The organism is Streptantibioticus silvisoli, assembly GCF_027947535.2.
Lineage (GTDB): Bacteria > Actinomycetota > Actinomycetes > Streptomycetales > Streptomycetaceae > Streptantibioticus_C > Streptantibioticus_C silvisoli.
Genome location: NZ_JAAGKO020000019.1, coordinates 77981 through 101676, shown reverse-complemented (window position 1 = coordinate 101676; position 23696 = coordinate 77981). Strand labels below are relative to the sequence as shown.

The 23696-nt window shown below is 73.7% G+C and carries 24 protein-coding genes; 7 read left to right on the top strand and 17 right to left on the bottom strand.

Features of this window, described 5'->3' with window-relative positions:
• Positions 1-94: 94 nt before the first annotated feature.
• From POF43_RS15020 to POF43_RS15010, 3 genes are read left to right on the top strand one after another with little or no spacing between them, the layout of a single operon-like run.
• Positions 95-619: a PadR family transcriptional regulator gene (locus tag POF43_RS15020; protein WP_271315419.1), complete on the top strand. Its 525-nt coding sequence runs from the start codon at positions 95-97 to the stop codon at positions 617-619.
• Complete coding sequence (locus POF43_RS15015; protein WP_372516016.1) at positions 616-1338, top strand: ABC transporter ATP-binding protein; 723 nt, start codon at positions 616-618, stop codon at positions 1336-1338. The genes POF43_RS15020 and POF43_RS15015 overlap by 4 nt, the downstream gene beginning before the upstream one ends.
• Positions 1335-3728, top strand: coding sequence for an FtsX-like permease family protein (locus POF43_RS15010; RefSeq protein WP_271322781.1), 2394 nt, complete (start codon positions 1335-1337; stop codon positions 3726-3728). Before POF43_RS15015 ends, POF43_RS15010 begins: the two co-directional genes overlap by 4 nt.
• Before the next feature lie 11 nt (positions 3729-3739).
• Here the strand turns inward: POF43_RS15010 and POF43_RS15005 are convergent, their stop codons facing one another.
• Both POF43_RS15005 and POF43_RS15000 read right to left on the bottom strand, forming a co-directional pair.
• The gene (locus POF43_RS15005; RefSeq protein WP_271322782.1) at positions 3740-4336 is read right to left on the bottom strand and encodes a hypothetical protein; all 597 of its coding nucleotides are present in this window, start codon (positions 4334-4336) and stop codon (positions 3740-3742) included.
• A gap of 808 nt (positions 4337-5144) precedes the next feature.
• The gene (locus POF43_RS15000; protein WP_271322785.1) at positions 5145-6080 is read right to left on the bottom strand and encodes a LysR substrate-binding domain-containing protein; all 936 of its coding nucleotides are present in this window, start codon (positions 6078-6080) and stop codon (positions 5145-5147) included.
• A gap of 223 nt (positions 6081-6303) precedes the next feature.
• Here POF43_RS15000 and POF43_RS14995 point away from each other — a divergent pair, with 223 nt between their 5' ends.
• Together POF43_RS14995 and POF43_RS14990 are read left to right on the top strand one after the other, a co-directional pair.
• Positions 6304-6861, top strand: coding sequence for a peroxiredoxin (locus POF43_RS14995; protein ID WP_271315683.1), 558 nt, complete (start codon positions 6304-6306; stop codon positions 6859-6861).
• A 7-nt stretch (positions 6862-6868) separates the two neighbouring features.
• Entirely contained in the window at positions 6869-7405 is a 537-nt protein-coding gene (locus POF43_RS14990; RefSeq protein ID WP_271315682.1) for an alkyl hydroperoxide reductase, read from the top strand.
• A gap of 280 nt (positions 7406-7685) precedes the next feature.
• On the opposite strand, the gene POF43_RS14985 is transcribed toward POF43_RS14990, so the two are convergent.
• From POF43_RS14985 to POF43_RS14970, 4 genes are all read right to left on the bottom strand, one after another.
• Positions 7686-9068, bottom strand: coding sequence for an AI-2E family transporter (locus POF43_RS14985; protein ID WP_271322783.1), 1383 nt, complete (start codon positions 9066-9068; stop codon positions 7686-7688).
• Between the two features lie 176 nt (positions 9069-9244).
• Positions 9245-9928 (bottom strand): aggregation-promoting factor C-terminal-like domain-containing protein, encoded by a 684-nt coding sequence (locus POF43_RS14980; RefSeq protein ID WP_271315681.1) that lies wholly within the window; start codon positions 9926-9928, stop codon positions 9245-9247.
• A gap of 468 nt (positions 9929-10396) precedes the next feature.
• Positions 10397-11716, bottom strand: coding sequence for an RNA 5'-3' helicase PhoH2 (gene phoH2 / locus POF43_RS14975; RefSeq protein ID WP_271315680.1), 1320 nt, complete (start codon positions 11714-11716; stop codon positions 10397-10399).
• A gap of 471 nt (positions 11717-12187) precedes the next feature.
• Entirely contained in the window at positions 12188-12949 is a 762-nt protein-coding gene (locus tag POF43_RS14970; protein ID WP_271315679.1) for an isoprenyl transferase, read from the bottom strand.
• Between the two features lie 212 nt (positions 12950-13161).
• Here POF43_RS14970 and mgrA point away from each other — a divergent pair, with 212 nt between their 5' ends.
• Positions 13162-14181, top strand: coding sequence for an L-glyceraldehyde 3-phosphate reductase (gene mgrA / locus POF43_RS14965; RefSeq protein ID WP_271322784.1), 1020 nt, complete (start codon positions 13162-13164; stop codon positions 14179-14181).
• A gap of 180 nt (positions 14182-14361) precedes the next feature.
• On the opposite strand, the gene POF43_RS14960 is transcribed toward mgrA, so the two are convergent.
• Positions 14362-15003, bottom strand: coding sequence for a prepilin peptidase (locus POF43_RS14960; RefSeq protein ID WP_282704595.1), 642 nt, complete (start codon positions 15001-15003; stop codon positions 14362-14364).
• Between the two features lie 344 nt (positions 15004-15347).
• Between POF43_RS14960 and POF43_RS14955 the strand changes: the two genes are divergently transcribed.
• The gene (locus POF43_RS14955) at positions 15348-15722 is read left to right on the top strand and encodes a DUF192 domain-containing protein (protein WP_271324101.1); all 375 of its coding nucleotides are present in this window, start codon (positions 15348-15350) and stop codon (positions 15720-15722) included.
• Between the two features lie 6 nt (positions 15723-15728).
• On the opposite strand, the gene POF43_RS14950 is transcribed toward POF43_RS14955, so the two are convergent.
• The 10 genes from POF43_RS14950 to POF43_RS14905 form a co-directional block, all read right to left on the bottom strand.
• Complete coding sequence (locus POF43_RS14950; RefSeq protein WP_271315645.1) at positions 15729-16406, bottom strand: OmpA family protein; 678 nt, start codon at positions 16404-16406, stop codon at positions 15729-15731.
• 11 nt (positions 16407-16417) lie between these two features.
• Positions 16418-17008 carry a hypothetical protein gene (locus POF43_RS14945; protein WP_271315644.1) on the bottom strand — a complete coding sequence of 197 codons (591 nt, stop codon included), beginning with the start codon at positions 17006-17008 and terminating at the stop codon, positions 16418-16420.
• Between the two features lie 16 nt (positions 17009-17024).
• Positions 17025-17729 carry a pilus assembly protein TadG-related protein gene (locus tag POF43_RS14940; protein WP_271324102.1) on the bottom strand — a complete coding sequence of 235 codons (705 nt, stop codon included), beginning with the start codon at positions 17727-17729 and terminating at the stop codon, positions 17025-17027.
• A 2-nt stretch (positions 17730-17731) separates the two neighbouring features.
• Complete coding sequence (locus POF43_RS14935) at positions 17732-17965, bottom strand: hypothetical protein (protein ID WP_308217269.1); 234 nt, start codon at positions 17963-17965, stop codon at positions 17732-17734.
• 340 nt (positions 17966-18305) lie between these two features.
• The gene (locus POF43_RS14930) at positions 18306-19193 is read right to left on the bottom strand and encodes a DUF5936 domain-containing protein (protein ID WP_271324107.1); all 888 of its coding nucleotides are present in this window, start codon (positions 19191-19193) and stop codon (positions 18306-18308) included.
• 75 nt (positions 19194-19268) lie between these two features.
• The gene (locus POF43_RS14925; RefSeq protein WP_271324103.1) at positions 19269-20207 is read right to left on the bottom strand and encodes a type II secretion system F family protein; all 939 of its coding nucleotides are present in this window, start codon (positions 20205-20207) and stop codon (positions 19269-19271) included.
• 2 nt (positions 20208-20209) lie between these two features.
• Positions 20210-21550: a TadA family conjugal transfer-associated ATPase gene (locus tag POF43_RS14920; RefSeq protein WP_271315641.1), complete on the bottom strand. Its 1341-nt coding sequence runs from the start codon at positions 21548-21550 to the stop codon at positions 20210-20212.
• Positions 21547-21996, bottom strand: a complete 450-nt coding sequence (locus POF43_RS14915; RefSeq protein ID WP_271324104.1) for a TadE/TadG family type IV pilus assembly protein — start codon at positions 21994-21996, stop codon at positions 21547-21549. The genes POF43_RS14920 and POF43_RS14915 overlap by 4 nt, the downstream gene beginning before the upstream one ends.
• The gene (locus POF43_RS14910; protein WP_271315640.1) at positions 21993-22391 is read right to left on the bottom strand and encodes a pilus assembly protein; all 399 of its coding nucleotides are present in this window, start codon (positions 22389-22391) and stop codon (positions 21993-21995) included. Before POF43_RS14910 ends, POF43_RS14915 begins: the two co-directional genes overlap by 4 nt.
• Positions 22392-22396: 5 nt before the next feature.
• Positions 22397-23692 carry a CpaE/TadZ family protein gene (locus tag POF43_RS14905; protein WP_271324105.1) on the bottom strand — a complete coding sequence of 432 codons (1296 nt, stop codon included), beginning with the start codon at positions 23690-23692 and terminating at the stop codon, positions 22397-22399.
• Positions 23693-23696: the final 4 nt, after the last annotated feature.

The window sequence follows — 23696 nt, the reverse complement described above, 5'->3', positions numbered from 1 at the left end:
ATCGCCCACCCCCACACCCGCTCCCACCTGCGAAAACCGCCGTTCCATGATCATGTATACACATGGTGTATACCCGTGGTGTAGAGTCCTCGGCATGTCAATCGGCCACACCTTCCTGGGACTTCTGGAGTCCGGACCGCGGCACGGCTACGACCTGAAGCGCAACTTCGACGAGCGCTTCGGCCAGGACCGCCCGCTCGCCTACGGCCAGGTCTACGCGACCCTCGCCCGGCTGCTGAAGAACGGGCTGGTGCGCGTCGACGGCACCGAGCCCGGCGACGGTCCCGAGCGCAAGCGGTACGCCATCACCGACGCCGGCGTCACCGACGTCGGCCGCTGGCTCGACCAGCCGGAAAAGCCCGAACCGTACCTGCACAGCACCCTGTACACCAAGGTCGTCCTCGCGCTGCTGACCGGCCGCCCGGCGGTCGGCGTGCTCGACACCCAGCGCGCCGAGCACCTGCGGCTGATGCGCGAGCTGACCCGCCGCAAGGCCACCGGCGACCTGGCCGACCAACTGGTCTGCGACCACGCCCTGTTCCACCTGGAAGCCGACCTGCGCTGGCTGGAACTGACCGCCGCCCGGATCGACGAACTCGCCTCGGAGGTGACCCGATGACGCCCGTCCCCGTCCCCGACCCCGGGCCGGACACCGGTGACCTGCTGATGGTCGCCACCGGCCTGCGCAAGACCTACGGCGCCACCCCGGCGCTGGAGTCCGCGGACTTCTCCATCCGCCCCGGCGAGGTCGTCGCGGTCATGGGCCCGTCCGGTTCCGGCAAGTCCACCCTGCTGCACTGCCTGGCCGGCATCGTCCAGCCGGACGGCGGCCAGGTCCGCTACCGGCACCAGGAGATGTCCGCCATGCCCGACGCCGAACGCAGCGCGCTGCGGCGCGGCGAGTTCGGCTTCGTCTTCCAGTTCGGCCAGCTGGTCCCGGAGTTGACCTGCCTGGAGAACGTCGCGCTGCCGCTGCGGCTGAACGGGGTGCGCCGCCGCCCGGCGCAGGAGCGGGCCGCGCAGTGGCTGGCGCGGCTGGAGGTCGACACGGTGGCCGGCAAGCGGCCCGGTGAGATATCCGGCGGCCAGGGCCAGCGCGTCGCGGTCGCCAGGGCCCTGGTGACCGGTCCGCGGCTGGTCTTCGCCGACGAGCCGACCGGCGCGCTGGACTCCCTCAACGGTGAACGCGTGATGCGGCTGCTGGCCGCCGCCGCCAAGGACAGCGGCGCCGCGGTCGTGCTGGTCACCCACGAGCCCCGGGTCGCCGCCTACTCCGACCGCGAGGTCGTGGTCCGCGACGGGCGCTGCCGCGACCTGGAGCAGGAGCACGCCGCGTGAGCACCTCCGGCAACCCGGCCCGCGTCTGGGCCCGCGACCTCGCCTTCGGCGTCCGGTTCGCGGTCGGCGGCGGCCGCGAGGGCTGGGCCCGCACCCTGCTGACCGCGGTCGGCGTCGGCCTGGGGGTCGCCATGCTGCTGCTGGCCGCCTCCGTCCCGGCCGCCTTCCAGTCCCGCTCGGTGCGCGAGGACCAGCGGGTGGCCTCCTACTCCGACGCCACCCACGCCGGGCCCGGTCCGCACACCCTGCTGGCCCGCGACGCCGCCACCACCTTCCGCGGCAACGGCATCACCGGCGAACTGGTCCGCCCCGACGGGCCCTCCCCCGCGCTGCCGCCCGGCCTGAGCAGGCTGCCCGGCACCGGCGAGATGGCCGTCTCCCCCGCGCTGCACGCCCTGCTCGACGCCCCCGGCAGCGCGCTGCTGCGCGAGCGGCTGCCGTACCGGACGGTGGCGACCATCGGCGCGGCCGGCCTCAGCGGTCCGCGGGACCTCTACTACTACGCGGGCGACCCGCAGCTGACCACGCTGAACGACAACGCGGCCCGCATCGACCACTTCGGCGCCAGTTCCTCCGAACAACCGCTGGACCCGGTGCTGATCCTGCTCGTCGTGGTGGCCGTCGTGGTGCTGCTGGTACCGGTCGGCGTCTTCATCGGCGCGGCCGTCCGGTTCGGCGGCGAACGCCGGGACCGCAGGCTCGCCGCCCTGCGCCTGGTGGGCGCGGACCGCCGGATGGTCTGCCGGATCGCGGCCGGTGAGGCGGCCTTCGGCTCGCTGCTGGGGCTGGCGGTCGGCGCGGCGCTCTTCCTGGGCGTACGGCAGCTGGCGAGCGACGTCACGCTGTACGGGCTGAGCTTCTTCCCGTCCGACCTGCGGCCCGAGACCGCGCTGACCGTGCTGATCGCGGTGGCGGTACCGCTGTCGGCGATCGCGGTGACGCTGCTGGCGCTGCGCGGGGTGGCCATCGAGCCGCTCGGGGTGGTGCGCAACGCGGCGCCGCGCCGGCGCCGGCTGCTGTGGCGGCTGGCGATGCCGCTGGCCGGCGCGGCGCTGCTGTACCCGAAGGCCGGGCGCGGCGGCGTGAGCGACACGGTGGGCGAGATCCAGGTCGGCGCCGGCGCCGCGCTGCTGCTGGTCGGGCTGACCGCGCTGCTGCCGTGGCTGGTGGAGGCCACCGTGCGCCGGCTCGGCGGCGCAGGGTCGGTGCCGTGGCAACTGGCGTGCCGCAGGCTTCAGTTGACCCCGGGGTCGGCGGCCCGCATGGTCAGCGGGATCACGGTCGCGGTGGCCGGCGCCATCGCGGTGATGACGCTGATGAGCGGGGTCGGCACCCAGTACACCAGGCCCACCGGGCAGAACACCGCGCAGGCGCAGATGGCCGCCTACATCGACCTGCCGAAGGGCACCGACCCCGGCGCGGTGGTCAGCGCGTTCCGCGGTACGCCGGGAGTGACCGGCGTGCGGAGCGCCACCACCGCGGTCGCCGCGACGGTGCCGGCCCTGGCCCGGGCGCGGGCGGTGTTCGCCCGCAAGCACGACCCGGACGTGTTCGCCGACGTGCCGCAGATCTCCCTGACGGTGGCCGGCTGCCCGCAGTTGGAGGCGTACACCGGCGAGCACGGGTGCCGGCCCGGCAGCGTCTACCTGATCGGTGAGGGCGATTCGGGCCAACCGGTGGTCCGGCCGGGCGAGACGATCGACCTGGCGGTGCCGGACCCCGCGGCCACCTCGGCGGGGTCCGCGCGGCCGTGGACCGTTCCGGCGACCGCCCGCACCGGCACGGCGCACGTGGACGCGACCGGCGCGCAGCACACCGGGGTGCTGGCCACCCCGCAGGCGCTGTCGACCGCCGCGCTGGCCGACCCGCAGGTGCAGATCAGCCTCACGCTGGCGCCCGGGGTCGCGGACGCGCCGGACCAGGTGCGCAACACCGCCGTCCGGTTCGACCCGAGCGATCCGACGGTCATGCTGTCCGCGACCGACACCTCCGGCCCGTTCAGCGGAATCCGGCGGGCGGTGCTGGCCGGCGCGACGGTGGTGCTGGCGCTGATCGGGGCGAGCCTGCTGGTGTCGACGCTGGAGCAACTGCGCGACCGCAGGCGGCTGCTGGCGGTCCTGGTGGCCTTCGGCACCCGGCGCGGCACGCTGGGCGCGTCGGTGCTGTGGCAGACCGCGGTCCCGGTGGTGCTGGGCCTGGCGCTCGCGGTGGCCGGCGGCCTGAGCCTGGGCGCACTGCTGCGGGCGATCTCCCACACCCCGGGCGGCTACGACTGGTCCGGCATCGGCACGCTCACCGGTATCGCCGCGGGGGTCGTCCTGGTCGTCACGCTGGCCAGCCTGCCGCCGCTGTGGCGGATGATGCGCCCCGAGGGCCTGCGGACGGAGTGAGGCGGGGGCGCTCAGCGCCGGTCGTGGCGGCGGGCGGCGAGGGCGGCACCGGTCAGCAGGACTCCGAGGTCGAGCATGGCCCAGCACCACAGCGAGATCCAGGAGTCGCCGACCACCCACCCACCGCCGGGCCGCCCGACGAGGGGCAGGGCCCCGCCGATCGCCACCGGGACCAGCCCGATCAGCTTCAGCACGACGCCCTTCATCGACCGTTCGCGCACCAGGTAGGTGCCGAGCGCGTTGAGGACCAGCACCGCGAGGAGCACCAGGCACAGCACGGGGGCGACGAACAGGCTGAGGGGCAGCAGGACCGGGGAGGCGGCGGTGTACCAGAAGGACAGCACCCGCGACAGCGCCACCGCCTGCCGCCAGGCGGGCGGCGGGCGCAGGCCGGGCGAGCCGTAACGGTGCATGATCCAGGCGTAGAACGCCGAGCCGAGGGCCACCACCGCCACCAAGGGCAGCACCGCGGCGTAGAGCGGGGGCGGCGGGCCGGTCCGCAGGCCGAACCACACCGTGGGAAGCGCGAACAGCACCAGCCCCACGACGGTCGGCACGACCGCCCGGTTGCGCCGGACCACGGCCCCCGGGGGCGCGTCACCGCTCATGCCCGGAGTCTGGCACGGCCCGAACCGCCGTACGGGGGAACGCCGTTGTGACACCCGCGACAGCCGCGTCCGGGTGGACGGCGGCGCTCGTGCCGTTGCCCGGGGTGCCGCCGGCAGCCGCCGCGGGCACTGCGGGCGCTGCTGGTGGGCGAGGCGCGAGGGGTTTTGCGGGTGTGCCGCCGGACCGCCGGGAGAGCCGGACGCGTCGTTACGACGCGTCCGGGCCGCGGCCTCTGCCTCGGGCCCGGCCGGCCTGAACCGTCCCGGCCGCTCTTCGCGTCCGGGGCGTGGGTCCGCCAGGTCTGCCGGGCGCCGGGTGGGCGCCGCGTGCCGCGGTGGCCGGGAGGTCGACGACGGCGAGGAGGGGACGGGGGTGGCGCGCGCCGCGCGCGCGGCCCGGTGCCGGGACCGTGCCGCGCCGCGGGGACGCCATGTCACTCACCCCGTCCGCCTCCTTGCCGCCGTGCGGCCACTCGCGTGTGCTCTCCTCCCTTTCTTCGGAGCCGGAGGGGGAACGGATGGGCGGCAGTCGCATCTTTTTTTCCGGCCCCGGTGAAGGTCTTGCACCGGCGCACGGCTGCCGCGTACCCGAGCCCCGGACCGCCCGCACGGCTGCGGCCCGTCCCTGTCCCGGACGCCGGCACGCCTGCCGCGTACCCGACCTCCGGCCGCCCGCACGCCTGCCGCCTGCCCGCCCCCGGCCGCCCGCACGGGACCGGAACCCGGCGCGGTCGTGGCGTGGGCGACTGCGGTGCGGCGGCACGGCGCAGCGTCAACCGCCGCAGCCCGCACGCCGTCTGACGTTGCGTCAGTCAGCGATCCGCACCGGCAGCGGGCGCAGGTCCTCGCGCAGGGCGCCGGCGAACGCGGCGAACTCCTCCGCCCGCGCCGCGCCGGAGCGCATGGCCAGCGCGATCCGCCGGGAGGGCGCCGGGTGCCGGAAGGCGCCGGTGGCCAGCCGGCCGCCACGGGCCACCTCGACGCGGACCGCGGTGCGCGGCAGCAAGGTGGTGCCCAGCCCGCCGGCGACCAGCTGGACCAGGGTGGACAGGCCGGCCGCGCTGGTGGTGACCGGCGTGCCGTCCGGGCGGCCGGCCTCGCGGCAGACGTCGAGCGCCTGGTCGCGCAGGCAGTGCCCCTCGGACAGCAGCAGCAGGTCCAGCTCGCGCAGTTCGGAGCGCGGTATGTCCTCGCGGCCGGCGAGCCGGTGGCCGTCCGGTACGACCAGCACGAAGTCCTCGTCGAACAGCGGGAGTTCGGTGATCGTCGGCAGGCCCAGCGGGACGGCGAGCAGCAGCAGGTCCAGCCGGCCGGCCGCCAGACCGTCCAGCAGGGCGGCGGTGGGCTCCTCGTGCACCTGCAGGTCCAGGTCGGGGTACCGGCGCCGGACCAGCGCCAGCACGGTCGGCAGCAGGTAGGGCGCGACGGTGGGGATGACGCCGAGCCGCAGCGCGCCGGTGAACGGCGCCCGTACCGCGTCGGCCTCCTCCAGCAGTTCGCCGACCGCCTCCAGCACCGCCCGGGCCCGCGCCGCCAGCCGCTCGCCCGGCTGGGTCAGCAGGACGCGGCGCGTGGTGCGCTCCAGCAGCCGCATCCCCAGCACCTCCTCCAGCGCGGCGACGGCGGCGGACAGCGCCGGCTGGCTGGCCCCGGTGGCGGCGGCCGCGTCCCGGAAGTGCAGGTGCTCCGCGACGGCGACGAAGGCACGCAGTTGGGCGAGCGTGGGCTGACGCGGCGTTTTGATAACTCATTCCTATCGCATGGCGGTATCGCGAACTGCCTTCCCGATCAATGCACTGTAGTACGGCGGCGCCGGAGGTCCTGCTCAGGGGGCGGGCCCGCTGCGGGGTGGGACGCGCCACAGCGATAGGCATTCGTTGTCAACCCTCCGGGACGGATGAATTTTTCCGAATCAATCCCGGCGTGAGACGGTGGCAGAATACAACTCGTACAGCAAGGAGTGACAAGTGCTCACGGTCGGTGACAAGTTCCCCGCGTGGAAGCTCATGGGCGTCGAGGGACCCTCGGCGGACAAGCTGGAGCTCAAGGAGTACAGCTCGGAGCAGTACCGCAACAGCTGGCAGGTGGTGTTCTTCTGGCCGAAGGACTTCACCTTCGTCTGTCCGACCGAGATCGCCGCGTTCGGCCGCCTCAACGAGGAGTTCGCCGACCGCGACGCGCAGGTGCTGGGCCTGTCCGGTGACTCGGAGTTCGTCCACCACGCGTGGCGCAAGGACCACCCCGACCTGGCCGACCTGCCGTTCCCGATGCTGGCCGACTCCAAGCACGAGCTGATGCGCGCGCTCGGCGTCGAGGGCGAGGACGGCTTCGCGCAGCGCGCGGTCTTCGTCGTCGACCAGAACGGCGAGATCCAGTTCTCGATGGTCACCGCCGGTTCCGTGGGCCGCAACCCCAAGGAGGTCCTGCGGGTGCTGGACGCCCTCCAGACCGACGAGCTGTGCCCGTGCAACTGGAACAAGGGCGAGCAGACCCTCGACCCGGTCGCGCTGCTGTCGGGCGAGTGAGCCGGACATGTCGCTCGACGCTCTGAAGTCCGCGCTGCCGGACTACGCCAAGGACCTCAAGCTCAACCTCGGCTCCGTCATCGGCAACTCCGAGCTCCCGGCGCAGGCGCTGTGGGGCACGGTGCTGGCGGTGGCGATCGCCTCGCGCGGCAGGACCGTGCTGCGCGAGCTGGAGCCGGAGGCCAGGGCCGTGCTGAGCCCGCAGGCGTACACCGCGGCGAAGGCGGCGGCCGCGGTGATGGCGATGAACAACGTCTTCTACCGCACCCGGCACCTGCTGTCCGACCCCGAGTACGGCAACCTGCGCGCCGGCCTGCGGATGAACGTCATCGGCAACCCGGGCGTGGACAAGGCCGACTTCGAGCTGTGGTCGTTCGCGGTCTCCGCGATCAACGGCTGCGGCCAGTGCCTGGACTCGCACGAGCAGGTGCTGCGCAAGGCCGGCCTGTCGCGCGAGACCGTGCAGGAGGCCGTGAAGATCGCCTCCGTCGTGCACGCGGTGGCGGTCACCCTCGACACCGAGGAGACGCTCGCCGACCGGTGAGCGCGCGTCACCGCGCTCCCGATCCGGCGGACATCCGTGCCGGGCAGTCACGCAGGACGTCGGCGCCGGACCTCCGTGCCGGACGCGGGCCCCGGACCTCGGCGCCGGGCCCGCGCGCCCGGTGCGGCCCGGCGGGAGCGGTGACGGCCAAAGGCGGTGGAGCCGCCGGGTGACCCCCGGTGCTCCACCGCCTTCGTCGTACCCGCGTCCGGCGCCCCCGTCGCACCCGCGTCCGGCGCCGGGGCGCTGTCGTCTCCCGCGACCGCGCCGGGGCCGCCGGTCACCGCCCGGTGGGCTCGTCCCCGCCGTCGTCGTTCCCGGCGCCGGTCGCGCTGTCGCCGGCGGTGTCCTCGGCGGCCGGCTCGGCGAGCACCGGTGCGACCGCGGAGGCGGTCGCACCGGGCGGGGCGGCCGACCGGCGCAGCGCGTTCTCCGCTGAGTGCGACCGCAGGTAGCCGACGGTGGTGTTGGTCACCGCGACCAGCGGCACCGCGACCACGGCACCGCCGACGCCGGCGATGAGCGCCCCGGAGGCCACCGACAGCACCACGGCCAGCGGGTGGACGCGGACCGCGCGGCCCAGGATGAACGGCTGGAGGACGTGGCCCTCGATCTGCTGCACGGCCAGCACCACGGCCAGCACCATGAGCATGGTGAACGGCCCCTGGGTCACCAGCGCGACGATCATCGCGACCGCCCCGGAGGCCACCGCGCCGACCAGCGGGATGAAGGCGCCCAGGAAGATCAGCACCGCGAGCGGCACCGCCATCGGCACGCCCAGGAAGAACAGCCCGGTACCGATGAAGACCGCGTCGATGAACGCCACCACGACCGTGCCGCGCACGTAGAGCGTCAGCGTCCGCCAGGCCCGCGGTCCGGCGCCGGCCACCCCTTCGCGGGCCTCGCGCGGGAAGAGCTTGAGCACCCAGTTCCACACGTTGTGCCCGTCGTAGAGCAGGAACAGCGTGGAGAACATCGCCAGGAACGCGGCGGTGAAGAACTCGATGATCAGCGTGACGCCCTGGAGGCCGGCCGAGGTGATCTCCTCGGCGTTGGTGCCGATGGCGTTCTGCAGGTTGCGGGCGATCTGGTTGAGCTGGGTCTCGGTGACGTGGAACGGCGAGTGCAGCAGCCAGCCCTTCAACTGCCCGACGCCGTTCTGGAGCTGGTCAGACAGCTGATCGGTGTTCTCGATCACCTGCCAGACCACGAACCAGCCCACCAGGCCCATCACCACGAAGCCGCTGATGAAGGTGATCGCGGTGGCCAGCCCCCGGGGCACGCCGGCCCGGCGCAGCCTGGCCACCACCGGCTGGAGCAGCGCGGTGATCAGCAGCGCGGCGACGAACGCCAGCACCACCAGCTCCAGGGCGCCGATCACCCGCATCAGCACGTACAGGGTGATCGCCAGGACCACGAACCGCCAGCCGACCTCGGCGGCGACCCGCACCCCCCAGGGCACGGCGGTGACCGGGTCGCGCGGCGCGGCGACGGCCGGCGCGTAGGCGGGCGGCGGCGGGACGTGGTCGGGGTGGCCGCGGTCGGGCTGGTCGTCGGGGTGGTCGTGGCCGCGTTTCATCGCGGCCCGCCCCGCCTCACGCCGCTCGGCGGCGCGCGCGATGGCGTCGGCGATCCCGGCGGCCCATTTGCGTCTGTCCGGCATGTCCGTTTCCATCCCCGCCCCGACCCGGAGCCGGGCCTGTCGTGTACCTGTCGCCGTTTGTGTGATGTGGTGAGGATGACGACGTTACCCCGCTCCGGGGTTGCGTCGCCCCAACGCAAAACCCCGACCGGTCCGGGACCAGGTCGGGGGTTTCCGTGTGAGGCGCGGGGCGGCGGTCAGTACCAGCCGTTGGCTTCCCAGAACTGCTGGGCGCCGCAGGGGCTGCCGTAGCGGCTGTTCATGTAGCTCATGCCCCACTTGATCTGGGTGGCCGGGTTGGTCTGCCAGTCGGCGCCCGCCGAGGACATCTTCGAGCCGGGCAGTGCCTGGACCAGACCGTAGGCGCCGGAGGAGGCGTTGGTGGCGCGGTAGTTCCAGCCGCTCTCGCGCGAGACGATCCACGAGAAGCACTGGTACTGGGTGGCGTTGCCGACGATCTGCTGCGCCATCGCCTGCACGGCGGAGACCGAGTAGTTGCCGGTCGCGGCGGCCTCGGTGGCGATCTTCTGCGCCTTGGCCTTGGCGGCGGCCGCCTCGGCCTTCGCCTTCGCCGCGGCTTCCGCTTCGGCCTTCTTCTTCGCGGCTTCGGCGGCGGCCTGCTTGCGCGCCGCTTCCTCGGCCTGCTTCTTGGCCGTGGCCTCGGCTTCCGCCTGCTGCGTCTGGGCCTGCTCGGTCAGCGAGGCCGTCATGGCGTCGGCCTGCTGCGCACTGGCGATGGAGTCCAGCGTGACCGAGTCGGCGACCGGCTGAGCGGCTGCGGCGGTCGCATCGCTGCCTGAGGCCATACCGACGACGGCACCGACGGTGGTGACCGCGGTTGCCGACGCGACGGCGATACCCCGGACGGAGATCCGGCTCACACGTTTTCCTTCCAGCGTCGCCCGCGTGGTGACCGCGCGGACGCAATCTTGCCCCTGACGCTGTCCTCCCCTAGGTCCGGACCGGGGTCCGGGTTGGTCACGGGAGGTACTGGCCCGGTGCGATCCCCCGGCCCCCGTCAAGGGGCGGAGTCCGCGTGGTGCTGGGCGGCTTACGGCGAAAGCTGTTCAGTTCTGGTGGTTTCGCGCTCCCCGGGGGGATCGCGGTGTTGCCGCAAGCGGGGCCTGACAGCCTCACACCCTGCCCGACAGTGACGCGCCAAGGCAATTCCCAGTTGCGTGGCGAACGTCACAGCGCGTTTGGCGCGGCCAGTTGGCGCAAACCCCCACCCCGCGGCCCCGAACATGGCTAAGCTGCTGCGCCCCTTTCGGGACGCAGCAGCCCAGAACCTCAACTCCGTTACCGGCGGCGGTCGTTGTGTGACGCGCAGCGACCGCGCCGCCCGGCCCCTACGGCTGGATGTCCTCCAGCATCTCGGTCACCAGGGCGGCGATCGGCGAACGTTCGGACCGGGTGAGGGTCACGTGTGCGAACAGCGGGTGCCCCTTCAGCTTCTCCACGACGGCCACCACACCGTCGTAGCGGCCCACCCGCAGGTTGTCGCGCTGCGCCACGTCGTGCGTGAGCACCACCCGCGAGCCGGCCCCGATCCGCGACAGCACCGTCAGCAGCACGTTGCGCTCCAGCGACTGCGCCTCGTCCACGATGACGAACGCGTCGTGCAGCGAACGGCCGCGGATGTGGGTCAGCGGCAGCACCTCCAGCATGCCGCGCTCCACCACCTCCTCGATGACGTCGGACGAGGTCACCGCGGACAGCGTGTCGAAGACCGCCTGGGCCCACGGGCCCATCTTCTCCGCCTCGCTGCCCGGCAGGTAGCCCAGTTCCTGGCCGCCGACCGCGTACAGCGGGCGGAAGACCATCACCTTGCGGTGCTGGCGGCGCTCCAGCACCGCCTCCAGGCCCGCGCACAGCGCCAGCGCCGACTTGCCGGTGCCGGCCCGGCCGCCCAGCGAGACGATGCCGACCTCCGGGTCCAGCAGCAGGTCCAGCGCGATCCGCTGCTCCGCGCTGCGCCCGTGCAGCCCGAACGCCTCCCGGTCGCCGCGCACCAGCCGGACCTGGCCGCCCTCCGTCACCCGGCCGAGTGCCTTTCCACGGTCCGACTGGAGTACCAGACCGGTGTGCACCGGCAGTTCCTCGGTACCCGCCACGTCGGTGACCTCGTCGGCGAACAGCGCGTCGACCTCTTCGGCACCCACCTGGAGCTCGGCCATCCCGGTGTACCCGGAGGTGATGGCCAGTTCCGCCCGGTACTCCTCGGCCAGCAGCCCCACCGACGACGCCTTGATGCGCAGCGGCAGGTCCTTGGAGACGACGGTGACGTCGTACCCCTCGGCCTGGAGGTTGCGGGCCACGGCGAGGATGCGCGAGTCGTTGTCGCCGAGCCGGAAGCCGGCCGGCAGGATGCCCGGGTCGGAGTGGTTCAGCTCGACGCGCAGCGAACCGCCGATCTCCCCGATGGGGATGGGGGCGTCCAGCCGGCCGAATTTGATCCGGTACTCGTCGAGCAGCCGCAGCGCCTGGCGGGCGAAGTAGCCCAGCTCCGGGTGGTGGCGCTTGGCCTCCAGTTCCGTCACCACCACGATCGGGAGCACGACCTCGTGCTCGTCGAACCGGTTGACGGCTCCTGGGTCGGCGAGCAGCACGCTGGTGTCGAGTACGTAGGTGCGCCGGTCGTTGTCCCGGCGGCTCTTGCTGGCTACCACGGGTGGACGAACCCCCTCGGGAGAGGTGTCAGGGTGCGACGAGGTCGCGGGTTTTCCGCGCGGGGCGCGGCAACAGGCCCGGCCGTTGAACGGGCCGTACCGCGGCCCTCCGGCTCAAGGCGGGCCACGCGGTCCGATGACAGCACGTCCGTGTGCAATGGGCCTCCCGGGCGGAAGGCACGGTGCCTCCCGCTGCCGTCCGACGCCCGTGGCCCGGGTGTCGGCCTGATGTGGGTATTCCCGCATCACGAGTCGCGTATGCGGCGGGATGGTCCACCGGGGGCGTCAGGGACCCGCGCGACGGTATTGGGCCAAACGACGGTAAAACACCGGGCGTGCCGCGGTAAAGAGTTCCCGCGAACCGGCCGGGCGGGCGTGCCGCGCGGGTGGGGCGGCCGCCGCCCGGGTACACATCAGGGCCCGGCGCGCGCGGCGCCGGGCCCTGGGGTGGTGCGAGGTGTCTTCGGTGGCTCAGTTGCCGTAGCGCCGGTGCCGGGCGGTGTAGTCGCGCAGCGCCCGCAGGAAGTCCACCTTGCGGAACGCCGGCCAGAAGACCTCGCAGAAGTAGTACTCCGAGTGTGCGGACTGCCAGAGCATGAAACCGGACAGCCGCTGCTCACCCGACGTACGGATGATCAGATCGGGGTCGGGCTGGCCCCGGGTGTAGAGGTGTTCGGCGATGTGGTCGATGTCCAGCACCTCGGCGATGTCCTCCACCGAGGTACCACGCGTGGCATGGTCACGCAACAACGACCGGACCGCGTCGGCGATCTCCTGGCGGCCGCCGTAGCAGACCGCCACGTTGACCAGCAGGCCCTTGACGCCGTCGGTGACCTCCTCGGCCTGCTTGAGCACCTGCTGGGTGTGCCCCGGCAGCAGGTCCATGGCGCCGACGTGGTGGACCCGCCAGCGGCCGGTCTCGGCCAGCCCGGTCACCGCGTCCTCGATGATGCCCAGCAGCGGGCTGAGTTCCTCGGCCGGCCGGTGCAGGTTGTCGGTGGACAGCAGCCACAGGGTGACCACCTCGACACCGGTCTCCTCGCACCAGCCGAGCATCTCGCCGATCTTGTCGGCGCCGGCCCGGTGGCCCTGCTCGGTGGTGCTCTTCGCGGCCTTGGCCCAGCGCCGGTTGCCGTCGAGGATGACACCGATGTGCTTGGGGCTCTGCGCCTGGTCCAGGCGGGACTCGACCCGGCGTGCGTAGAGCCGGTACACCAGGTCGCGCAGATTCATACGTCAGCCCCTTGAAATCACGAACCCCGCTGTCACCATACTGCGGGGTGTAGGAGGGTAACGAACCGGGTAAGGTCTTCGGCCCCGCGGAGCGGCGTCCTGCCCCGCCCGGTCCGGCGTCCCCGCAGCAAGCGGCGCCGCCACGGGGCCCGGCCACCGGGCCCGATCCCGCACCACCCTCGTGATGGGCCAGGCGTGATAGGCATCGGTCCATGAACGTAACCCCCCTCTACCGGGCCCTGGACGAGCGCTACGACGCCATGCCCTACCGCCGCAGCGGCCGCAGCGGCCTCAAACTGCCCGCCATCTCCCTGGGGTTGTGGCACAACTTCGGCGGCGACCGCACCCTGGACTCGCAACGCGCCATCCTGCGGCGGGCGTTCGACCTGGGCGTCACCCACTTCGACCTGGCCAACAACTACGGTCCGCCCTACGGCTCCGCGGAGTCGAACTTCGGCCGGCTGATGGCCCAGGACTTCCGGCCGTACCGCGACGAGTTGGTCGTCTCCACCAAGGCCGGCTACGACATGTGGCCCGGCCCGTACGGCGAATGGGGCTCGCGCAAGTACCTGACGGCCTCCCTGGACCAGTCACTGACGCGGATGGGCCTGGAATACGTCGACATCTTCTACTCCCACCGCTTCGACCCCGACACCCCGCTGGAGGAGACGATGGGCGCGCTGGCGTCCGCCGTCCGGCAGGGCAAGGCGCTCTACGTCGGCCTGTCGTCCTACAGCGCCGAACGCACCGTGGCGGCCGCCCGCCTGCTGCGGGAGATGGGGGTGCCGGCGCTGATCCACCAGCCGTCCTACTCGCTGCTGAACCGCTGGATCGAGGCCGACGGGCTGCTCGACGCGCTGGAGGGGGAGGGCATGGGCTGCATCTCCTTCGCACCGCTGGCGCAGGGCCTGCTGACGGACAAGTACCTGCACGGCATCCCGGAGGGCTCCCGCGCCACCCAGGGCAAGTCCCTCGACCCCGGCCTGCTCACCGACTCCCTGGTGGCCCGGCTGCGGGCGCTGAACGAGATCGCGGCCGGCCGCGGCCAGTCCCTCGCCCAGCTCGCCCTGTCGTGGGTGCTGCGCGACCCGCGGATGACCTCCGCCCTCATCGGCGCCTCCTCCGTCGCCCAGTTGGAGTCCAACGTCGCGGCGCTGACGGCCCCGGCACTGACGCCGGAGGAGCTGACGGCCATGGACGCCCACGCCGAGGACCCGGACGCCAAGGCCTGACCCCGCACCGCAGCACGCCGGACCGCCGCACCGCCGCACCGGCTGACGGTGCGGTGGGCTCCCGGTGCGGTGGCTGACGGTGCGGTGGCTGACGGTGCGGTGGGCTGACGGTGCGGTGGCTACCGGCCCGCCCCGGCCCCCGCCCCGGCCCCGCCACGGGCGCCGGAGGGGGCACGGGGGCTACCGCGCCGCCAGCAGCAGGGCCGTGAGCGCGCCCAGCAGCATGAAGGGGCCGAAGGGCAGCGCGGTCCCGCGGTGGGCGCGGCGGGCGGCGAGCAGGGCGAGGGCGGTCAGCGCGCCGAGGGCGAAGGCGAGGAAGGTGCCCAGGAACAGCGTGCGCCAGCCGTACCAGGCCAGCGCCAGACCGAGCGCCGGGGCGAGCTTGACGTCGCCGAATCCCAGGCCGGCCGGGTTGATCATCATCAGCGTGAAGTAGACCCCGCCGAGCACCGCGCCGCCCAGCAGCGCCCGGGGCCACGAGCCGTCGTGGCCGGGAAGCAGCGCCGCGCCGCCCAGCAGCACGGCGGTGCCCGCCGCGGCCGGGAGCGTCAGCACGTCCGGGAGCCGTTTGACGGCCAGGTCCACCCGGGCCAGCAGCAGCGCGACCGGCACCAGGAGCAGCCACACCGCCAGCTCCGGACGCGCCGGCCCGGGCAGTGCCAGCGCCGCGCACACCACCGCGCCCAGCACGGCGGGCCCGGCCGGCCGGACCGCCCCGGCCACCGGCTCCTCCCCCAGCCACCGGCGCCACGGCACGGTGGCCGCGGCCAGCCCGCTCCCCAGCCCCCACACGGCGGCCGCCACGACGACGACAACATGCACGGGGCGACGCTACCGGGCACCGGTGGCGGGGACGAGGGGCGGGAGCGTGGGGGCGGGGGTTCGGGAGCGAGCCTGCCGAGCGCCGGCGCAGGGTGGCCGGGGCGCTGGGGGCCGGAGAGGCGGGGAAACCGGGAGAAGCGGGGAGAGGCCGGAGCGGCCGGAAACCCCCGGAAAAGGGGACGGGCCGGTCCGCGCGGAAAGGCGGGCCGGCCCGAGGGGGGGAGTTTCAGCCTAGCGCGCCCGGCGACGGATGCCCGCGTTGCGACACGCGGCGCGGGCGACTGGCGGAGAATCCGTGGGATGACGGCGCGCACCGGAGTTGACGCGCCGGGAGGAGGACGGCGATGCGGCGGCGGTGGAGCGACGGTCCGGGGGTGCTGCGGGTACCGGCGGCGGACGGCGGGGACGGTGCGGTGGTGCCGCTGGAGGTCGCCGCCTCGTACGCGGCCCGGACCCGGGGGCTGCTGGGCCGGGACGGGGTCGAGGGCGCCCTGCTGCTGGCCCCGGCGAGCGGGGTGCACACCTTCCGCATGCGGTTCGCGATCGACGTCGCCTACCTGGACCGGCGCTCGCGGGTGCTGGCGGTGCGGACCATGCCGCCCGGCCGCATGGGGCTGCCCCGGCCCCGGTCCCGGTACGTGCTGGAGGCGCGGGCCGGGGCGATGGCGGGGTGGGGGCTGCGGCGCGGGACGGTGGTGGAGCTGGCGCAGCGGGACTGACCGGGGCTACGACGTGCCGTCCGCGTCGGCGTCCGGGTCCGTCGGGTCCGTTGCGTCGTCGCTCTTGGCGAAGGTGATCTCGACGCGGCGGTTCTGCCGGCGGCCGGCCTCGGTGGAGTTGTCGGCGATGGGGTAGTCCTCGGCGTAGCCGCGCACCTGGAACTGGATGGTGCCGTCGTCGGGCAGGTCCTTGGCCAGCGCCGAGTAGACGGCCTCGGCGCGCTGCTTGGACAGCACGACGCCGTGCGCGTGGCTGCCGAGGTTGTCGGTGAAGCCCGAGACCCGGACGAGTTTGGCGCTCTGCCGGATGATCTCGTCGGCGATGGCCTCGATGCGCGAACTGGCGTCCGGGCTCAGGTGGGCGCTGTCCTTGGTGAACAGCACCTCCGCCTGGAGGTCGAAGGTGACGGCGGCCGTGGTGTCGGACCGGCGCTCGTCACCGTCGGAGTCCTCCACGACGCTGACGACGTCCAGCACCTTGGGCGCCGCCAGCGTCGCGCCCGGCTTCAGGCGCAGCCCGTCCGCGTGCGGGTCGACGGTCACCGGCGCCGCGGACGCGGTGGGCGGCGCGGGCGGCGGGGCGCCGGCGGCCCGGGCCGGGGCGGTCGGGCCCACGGCGGTGAGCACGACCACGTACCCGGCGGCGGCCAGGCCGCGGGCCATCCTGCGGGCGGTGGGGGTCATCGGCGCCGTCCTCACTGGGAGATCACGATCGACGCGGTCGGCATGGTGGGCAGGTCGAAGTCCACCTGCGTGGTGGTCGCGGGCGGCGCGGGGAACTGCGCGAAGATCGGCACGGTGGCGCCCGGCTCGATGATGTCGAGCTTGACGGTGCACAGGCAGTTGCCGTCGGTGTCGCGCAGCACGTAGTAGCGCTTCTTGCCGGCCATGTCGACCAGCGAGGCGCCGGCGAGCGAGCCGCCGTTCTTCTGCAGGGCCGCCTCGTCACCGACCCAGTACGTGGCACCGGTGTAGGGGTGCGTGCCGGTGTTGTGCACCGTGCCCTGGACCGTGACGAAGCCGCCGGTCTCCCGTGCGGCGGAGGTCAGGGTGATCACGATGCCCTGCGGGCCCTTGATGGTGGCCAGTACCTGGGCGGGGTTCGGGCCGGTGGTCGCGCCGGTGCTCGGCGCGGCGGGGGTACCGGCGCCGGTGGTGGCCGGTTTGGCGGTGGTGGTCTCGTCGGACCGGCCGCCGCAGGCGGTGACGGTGAGGGCCAGCGCGGCGGCCATGGCGACGGCGGACGCGGCCCTGGCGGTGCGCTGGGTCTGCCGGTTGTTCTTCATGCCGTTCCTTCGCTGGTCAACTGGTGAGGTGGACGTGGAAGAGGTCCGCGACGGTGGGGAATCCGGTGGGGTTCGCGGGGTCGACGGTCCAGGTGCCGCCCTGGCACCGGAGCGTTCCCGGCGAGGGCGGGTTCGCACCGGGTCCGGTGGGCGGTGTGCCGGTCGGGGTGGGGGTCGGCGCGGGGGTCGCGCCGCCGGCCGGCGCGCTCGCGCTCGTGCTGGGCGTCGGGGCCGCCTGCCAGGTGCACTGCGGGGTGAGTTCGGCGGTCGCGCCGGCCCGCGCCCTCTTGTTCTGGGTACCGGGGATGACCGAGTGGCCGACGGTGCCGGTGCTCAGCACGGTCACCCGGTAGCCGTCGCCGTCCGGTGTCAGGTCGCAGGCGGTGGTCCGCGCGTCGTTGTCCCGCGCGAACTGCGCCGCCCGGCCGCAGGAGTCGGTCAGGCCGGGGAAGACGCCGCCCAGCAACTGACCGACGCCGTCGAGCGGTCCGCCCTGGAAAACGTGCAGCAACTGGTCGTGCAGCTGCCCCGCGCGGTCCTGGGCCGCGGCCAGCGCGGCGGCGTCGGCCGCGGTCTGCGCGCCGTTGCGGGTGACGGCGGCCTGGCCGACCGCGAAGAACGCGAACGCGAGGAACAGCAGCGCGCCGATCACCGTGATGTAGACGGGCAGCGCCTGCCCGCGATCGCCGCCAGGGGGACGGCGCAGCATTCCCGTTCTCACACCTACCCGGCGACCTTGGCGATCTGGGTGGTGATCGCGTTGTAGATCGTCTGGCCGATATTGGTGCCCAGGATCGCGGCCACGATCAGCACCACGACCGCGATGATGCCCAGGTACTCCACCGAGGTCTGGCCCCGGTCGGACCGGGCGTTGATTCTGGCGATCGCGGTGTTCTTCCATCCCGTCAGGTGCGACCGGCTGGCCACTACGGCCCTCAGAGCGATGTGCTTCGACACGACGAACCCCTCCTACGGTGTGAGCCGCGGCGGTGGTCGGACGCCGGGCCGGGCACTCAGTCCCTTCGTCGTCCGCGTCCCGGGGCCCTCCCGGCACCGTGCTGTGGGCGACCCGAAAAGCGTAGAGGGAGGAGGCGTTGGGATTCGAGGGTTCCGGGACACCAGTGTGGCCCCGGGGCATGATTTTTCCCGCGCGAGCTGACATGAGATCAGTTCTCCGCATTCGGCATCGCCCTGGCGATCGGGTCGAGCGTCCCACATTCCGTTGCGATCGCAAAGAGTCTCGTTGCCATCGCGAAGGAAAGTTCCGGCCATTCCGTCCCGGTGCCGCTCGCGGTCCTCAACGCCCGAGCACCTGGCCGAAGTTGATGTTGTTGCCGAGGAAGAAGCCGGCGATGAGCAGGATCATGGTGGCCGGAACCATGAACGTGGTGATGACCACGGTGGACTTGGGCACCGCGCGGGCGGCCCGGCGGCGGGCGTTCTGGGCGTCGGCGCGGCGCATGTCCTTGGCGATCTGGATGAGGGTGTCGGCGATCGGGGCGCCGAGTTCCTCGCCCTGCTGGAGCGCGGAGGTGAACTGGGCGACCTGTTCGGAGTCGTTGCGGCGGCGCAGTTCGTCGAAGGCCTGCCGGCGGCTGACGCCCATGTCCATCTGGCGCAGCGTGATGCGGACCTCGTCGGCCCAGGGCCCCTGGTAGCTGTCGGCGACCCGCTCCAGCGCCTGCCGGAAGCCGAGGCCGGCGCTGACCACGACCGCCAGCACGTCCAGGAAGTCGGCGAGGGTGCGTTCGATCTCCGTCCGGCGCTCGCGCACCGCCAGCCAGATGCCCAGGTCGGTCCACCACAGGCCGAACGCCAGCAGCACCAGCGTCAGCGGGTACTCGCCGCGCAGCAGCATGACGACGGCGCCGAAGAAGCCCAGGAAGCCGTAGACGGCCCGGCGGGCGGCGTAGCGGTCGACGGTGAGGCCGCCGGGGTTGCCGGCCAGGTCCAGCCGGCGGCGCAGCCTGCCGACCCGGGCCGGGCCCATCAGGCGCAGCACGGACGGCGCGTACCGCATGCCGAGCCGGTCGACGGCCGAGCCGACGGCGGTGGTCCGGGTGGCGCCGACCTCCAGGGCGACGGCCAGGTCGTCGGGGAGTCTGGCCTCGCGGCGGTAGAGCGAGACGCCGTAGCAGATCCCGGCGACCGACACCGCGGTCCCCAGCGCGAGCAGCAGGGCGATCACGCTTCCTCCTCCAACGGTGCGGACTCCTCGGCGCGGCGGCCCGGTTCGGGGCCGCCGGGTGGCACGGCGCGGTCAGACATCGATCCTCGCCATCCGCCGGATCAGCACGAAGCCGACGGCGTACAGGACCAGGGCCGCCACGACGGCGGCCTCGCCGAGGAAGGTGCCGGTCATGGCGGCCAGCGCGCCGGGGGACATCTTGTTGAGCAGCAGCAGCGCGCCCAGGCCGATGCCGGGCACCGCGTAGGCGGTGATGGTGACCTGGGACAGCGTGGTGCGCACCTCGCGGCGGGTCTCCTTGCGCTCCTCCAGGGTCTCGGTGAGGTTGCGCAGCGAGCCCACCAGGGTGCCGCCGGCCTTGCTGGACAGCACCAGCGTGGTGACCATGACGGCCAGTTCGCGCGACGGCAGCCGGTTCTTGAGGTCGCCGAGCGCCTCCTCCAGGGACCTGCCGACGGCGAGCGCGTCGGCGACCCGGGTCAGCTCCTCGCCGGCCGGGGCGTCGAGTTCGTCGGCGGCCAGTCCGATGGAGGTGCGCAGCGCCAGTCCGGCGGCGGCGCTGTTGGCCAGCAGCCTTGCGAGTTCGGGCAGTTGGCCGATGAAGTGCTCGATGCGCTTCTGGCGGCGCCAGTTGAGGAACGCGTAGGCCGACCAGACGGCGACGGCGGCGGCGATCGGGCCGAAGAACGGTGCCATCAGCGTGCCGGCCAGCAGCCACACGACGGCCACCGCCAGGGCCAGGTAGACGGTGAACTCGCCCGGGGAGACGTCGAGTCCGGTGGCGGCCAGCCGGTGGTCCAGGGCGCGGCCGTAGCGGGTGCGGCGCACGGTGACGTCGAACCGGGAGAAGCGCTCGTGGCGGCCGGGGCGGCGGGCGCGGTCGTCGTCGGTGAGCCGGTCGACCAGGGCCTGCCGCTGGACGGCGCCCTGGGCCCAGGCGCGCAGTCCGGCGACCGCGAGCACGCAGGCGGCGAGGGTCGCGCCGAGCGCCACCCAGCCCATCGTCTCCATGGCTATTCGGCCTTTCGCAGGGCGAGCTGTTCGGTGGAGGTGGCCACGCCGAAGGCGGGCGGCACGGACTCGCCGGCCAGGTAGAGGCGGTCGGCGACCCGGCGCGGCAGCGGGTGGTGCTCGAAGTGGCCGCGGGTGACCCGGTCGGCGCCCAGCGGGGCGGAGCGGAACGCGCCGACGGTGGCCAGCTTGAAGTCCTCGCGGCCGCGGGAGGACAGCACGGCGATCTCGGTGATGCGGCGGCTGCCGTCGGCGTTGCGGGTCAGCTGGACCAGGACGTCGACGGCGCTGTTGATCTGGTCGCGCAGCGCCTCGAACGGCACCTTGACCTCGCTCATCGACGCCAGCGTCTGGAGCCGCATGAGCGCGTCCTCGGCGGAGTTGGCGTGCACGGTGGCCAGCGAGCCGTCGTGGCCGGTGGACATGGCCTGGAGCATGTCGAGAGTCTCGCCGCCGCGGACCTCGCCGACGATGACCCGGTCGGGGCGCATGCGCAGCGAGTTGCGGACCAGGTCGCGGATGGTGATGCGGCCCTTGCCCTCGACGTTGGGCGGCCGGCTCTCCAGCCGGATGACGTGGCTCTGCTGGAGCTGGAGTTCGGCGGCGTCCTCGACGGTGATGATCCGCTCGCCCTCCGGGATGAGGCCGGACAGCGCGTTGAGCAGCGTGGTCTTGCCGGAGCCGGTGGCGCCGGAGACGATCACGTTGAACTTCGCCCGCACCAGGCCGTTGAGCAGCATGAGCATGTGCTCGTCGAGGGTGCCCAGTTCGAGGAGTTCGGCGAGGGTGTAGGAGCGCGGGAAGCGGCGGATGGTGAGGGTGGGGCCGGTCAGCGACAGCGGCGGGATGATGACGTTGACCCGTTCGCCGGACGGCAGGCGGGCGTCGACCATCGGATTGGACTCGTCCACCCGGCGGTTGACGGTGGAGACGATGCGTTCGATGGTCTGCATCAGCTGCTCGGTGCTGGCGAACCGGGCGTTGAGCAGTTCGACGCGGCCGGCCCGTTCGACGTAGACCTGGTCGGGGCCGTTGACCATGATCTCGGTGATGGAGGCGTCCTCCAGCAGCGGTTCCAGGACACCCAGGCCGAGGGCCTCGTCGACGACCCGGCGGATGAGCGAGGCGCGTTCGGCGGTGGACAGCACCGGGCCCTCGCGGCTGATGATGTGGCCCAGGACCCGTTCCAGCCGACCGCGGCGTTCGGCCATGCCGAGCGAGGACATCTCCGCGAGGTCGATCTCCTCCAGCAGCTTGGCCCGGTAGACCGCGGTCAGGTGGGTCTCCTGGTGGTGCTCGGAGACCTCCTCGGGGGTGTTGATGCGTGAACGCAGGCCGCTCATCGTGGAGTTCCGTCCCAGGGCATGGTGGCGCGGCGGGTGACCGGGCCGAGGATGGAGATGCCGGGCAGGACGGACGGCACCTGGAGGGTGACGGTGGCGGTGGTCCGGTCGCCGCCCTGTCCGACCCGGACGCTGGGGTGCAGCCAGCCGCTGACCGAGGCGCTGCCGGCGGCGGCCCGGCCGGTGCGGGCGGCGGCCCGGGCCGCGGTGCCGGCCTGGCTGCCGGCGTAGGCCAGCAGGCCGAGCTGGACGCCGGCCAGCGCGACAAGCAGCAGGATCGGCAGGAAGCCGAGGAACTCCACGGCGGCCGATCCGCGGTCGCGGGCGGCGGCCCGGCCGTCCCGCGGCCGGCCGGACGCCCGCCGCCCGACCGCCCGCCCGAACGCCTGCCCGAACGGCCGCAGAGCCCGTGCCGGCCGCGCCCGCCGGTGGCCGGCGCGCGTCACGGGGTCTCCTTCGCGGCGCCGCCGTCACCGGTGACGGTGAACGGCAGGGAGAGCAGCCCCGGCACGAGCAGCGGCACCCGCAGGCTGACGCGGGCGGTGACGACGTCGCCGTCGGTGCCGACGGCGACGGAGGCGCCGGAGACCCAGGCGGCGGACGGCAGGTCGGCGCGGGCGGCGGCGCCGGCGTCGTGGCCGACGGCGGCGGCGCGGGCGGCCTGGTCGGCGGCGTTGCCGGCCAGCACGAAGCCGTAGCCGATCACCACGAACTGCCAGACCACCACCAGGACGGCGAGGATGAGCGGGGTGATGCCCAGCAGTTCGACGCTGACCTGGCCGCGGTCGCCGGCCGGGCGCGGCAGCGGGCCGGCCGCCCGCCACCTCCACGTCAGGGTCATGATCGTCAACTCCCGCCGGTGGTCGGGGTGTTGCCGGGTCCGATGGCACGCCGGGGGTCGCGGCGGCCGAGGCGGCGCGGGGCGCCGGCCGGTGGCGGGGCCGCGGCGGCGGGGCCGGCCGGCGGCGCGGCGGCCGGGGTGAGGATGCCGATCTCGGCGGCCAGCGCCCACAGCGCCTGCCGGACGGTGGAGCGGGCGTCGAGCTCGTCGAGGTGGCCGCTGTCGACGACGGGCTGGAGCTCCTTGAAGGCGGCCGGCACCGCGGCCCGGGTGACCGGGGTGCCGGTGATGCGTTCCACCAGCGGCGGCTGTATCTCGGTCTGCCGGCCGATGCGGTTGACGACCATCCGGATGTCCTGCGGCTTGCGGACCTGGAGGCGGTCCCACATCCGCACGGTGCGTTTGGCGGCGCGGACCGAGACGACGTCGGGGGTGGTCAGCAGCAGCGCGGTGTCGGCGAGTTCGACGGCGACCGCGCCGGCGCCGCTGAGCTGCGAGCCGCAGTCCACCACGACGACGGCGAACCGGGAGCGCAGCGCGGTGACGATCTGCCGGGCGGCGCGGTCGGTGACGGTCTCGCCCTGTTCGCCGTCGGCCGGGGCCAGCAGCAGCGACAGGCCGCTGGGGTGGGAGAACATCGCGTCGGCGAGCACCCGGGGGGAGATGTCGGTGATCTCGGCGAGGTCGGCGACCGAGCGGCGGAACTGCACGTCGAGGTAGGAGGCCAGGTCGCCGGTCTGCAGGTCCAGGTCGACCAGGGCGACCGGCACGCCGGCCGACCGGGCGGCCAGCGCGAGCTGGACGGCGGCGACCGTGGTGCCGACGCCGCCCTTGGCGCCGCAGACGGTGACCACCGTGCCGGCCGGTCCGGCCTGGGTGCCGTCGCCGCCGCCCAGGTGCCGGCGCACCCCGGCCGCCCAGCCGGCGGCGGCCTGGACGCGGGGGGCCAGCTCCTCGTAGGACAGCGGCAGGGCGACCACGCCGCGGGCTCCGGCGTCCATGGCGGCGGAGTAGACGGCCGGGCCGGTGTCGGCGGACATCAGCACGACGCCGACGGCCGGGAAGCGCAGCGCGACCTCCCGGACCAGTTCCAGCGCGGGCAGCGGGCCGATGCGTTCGTGGACCAGGACGACGTCGGGCAGTTCGTCGAGTCCGGCGGCGCCGAGCCGTTCCAGGGTGGCGAGCAGGGTGACGGAGTCGGCGACCGGCGGCACCGGTTCGGCGCCGGGCAGCTGCCCGGTCAGCGAGACCGCGGTCCGGGCCGCCTCGGGGTCCGCGGCGGGCAGAATGCGGATCGTCATCGGT

What these genes read in the sequence shown, in the direction of transcription:
- POF43_RS14950 (WP_271315645.1), bottom strand. Translation starts at nt 16,406, where the DNA reads ATGACCCCCACCGCCCGCAGGATGGCCCGCGGCCTGGCCGCCGCCGGG.
- POF43_RS15015 (WP_372516016.1), top strand. Translation starts at nt 616, where the DNA reads ATGACGCCCGTCCCCGTCCCCGACCCCGGGCCGGACACCGGTGACCTG.
- POF43_RS14945 (WP_271315644.1), bottom strand. Translation starts at nt 17,008, where the DNA reads ATGAAGAACAACCGGCAGACCCAGCGCACCGCCAGGGCCGCGTCCGCC.
- POF43_RS14985 (WP_271322783.1), bottom strand. Translation starts at nt 9,068, where the DNA reads ATGCCGGACAGACGCAAATGGGCCGCCGGGATCGCCGACGCCATCGCG.
- POF43_RS15005 (WP_271322782.1), bottom strand. Translation starts at nt 4,336, where the DNA reads ATGAGCGGTGACGCGCCCCCGGGGGCCGTGGTCCGGCGCAACCGGGCG.
- POF43_RS14905 (WP_271324105.1), bottom strand. Translation starts at nt 23,692, where the DNA reads ATGACGATCCGCATTCTGCCCGCCGCGGACCCCGAGGCGGCCCGGACC.
- POF43_RS15020 (WP_271315419.1), top strand. Translation starts at nt 95, where the DNA reads ATGTCAATCGGCCACACCTTCCTGGGACTTCTGGAGTCCGGACCGCGG.
- mgrA (WP_271322784.1), top strand. Translation starts at nt 13,162, where the DNA reads ATGAACGTAACCCCCCTCTACCGGGCCCTGGACGAGCGCTACGACGCC.
- POF43_RS14920 (WP_271315641.1), bottom strand. Translation starts at nt 21,550, where the DNA reads ATGAGCGGCCTGCGTTCACGCATCAACACCCCCGAGGAGGTCTCCGAG.
- POF43_RS14910 (WP_271315640.1), bottom strand. Translation starts at nt 22,391, where the DNA reads ATGACCCTGACGTGGAGGTGGCGGGCGGCCGGCCCGCTGCCGCGCCCG.
- POF43_RS14990 (WP_271315682.1), top strand. Translation starts at nt 6,869, where the DNA reads ATGTCGCTCGACGCTCTGAAGTCCGCGCTGCCGGACTACGCCAAGGAC.
- POF43_RS14970 (WP_271315679.1), bottom strand. Translation starts at nt 12,949, where the DNA reads ATGAATCTGCGCGACCTGGTGTACCGGCTCTACGCACGCCGGGTCGAG.
- POF43_RS14955 (WP_271324101.1), top strand. Translation starts at nt 15,348, where the DNA reads ATGCGGCGGCGGTGGAGCGACGGTCCGGGGGTGCTGCGGGTACCGGCG.
- POF43_RS14925 (WP_271324103.1), bottom strand. Translation starts at nt 20,207, where the DNA reads ATGGAGACGATGGGCTGGGTGGCGCTCGGCGCGACCCTCGCCGCCTGC.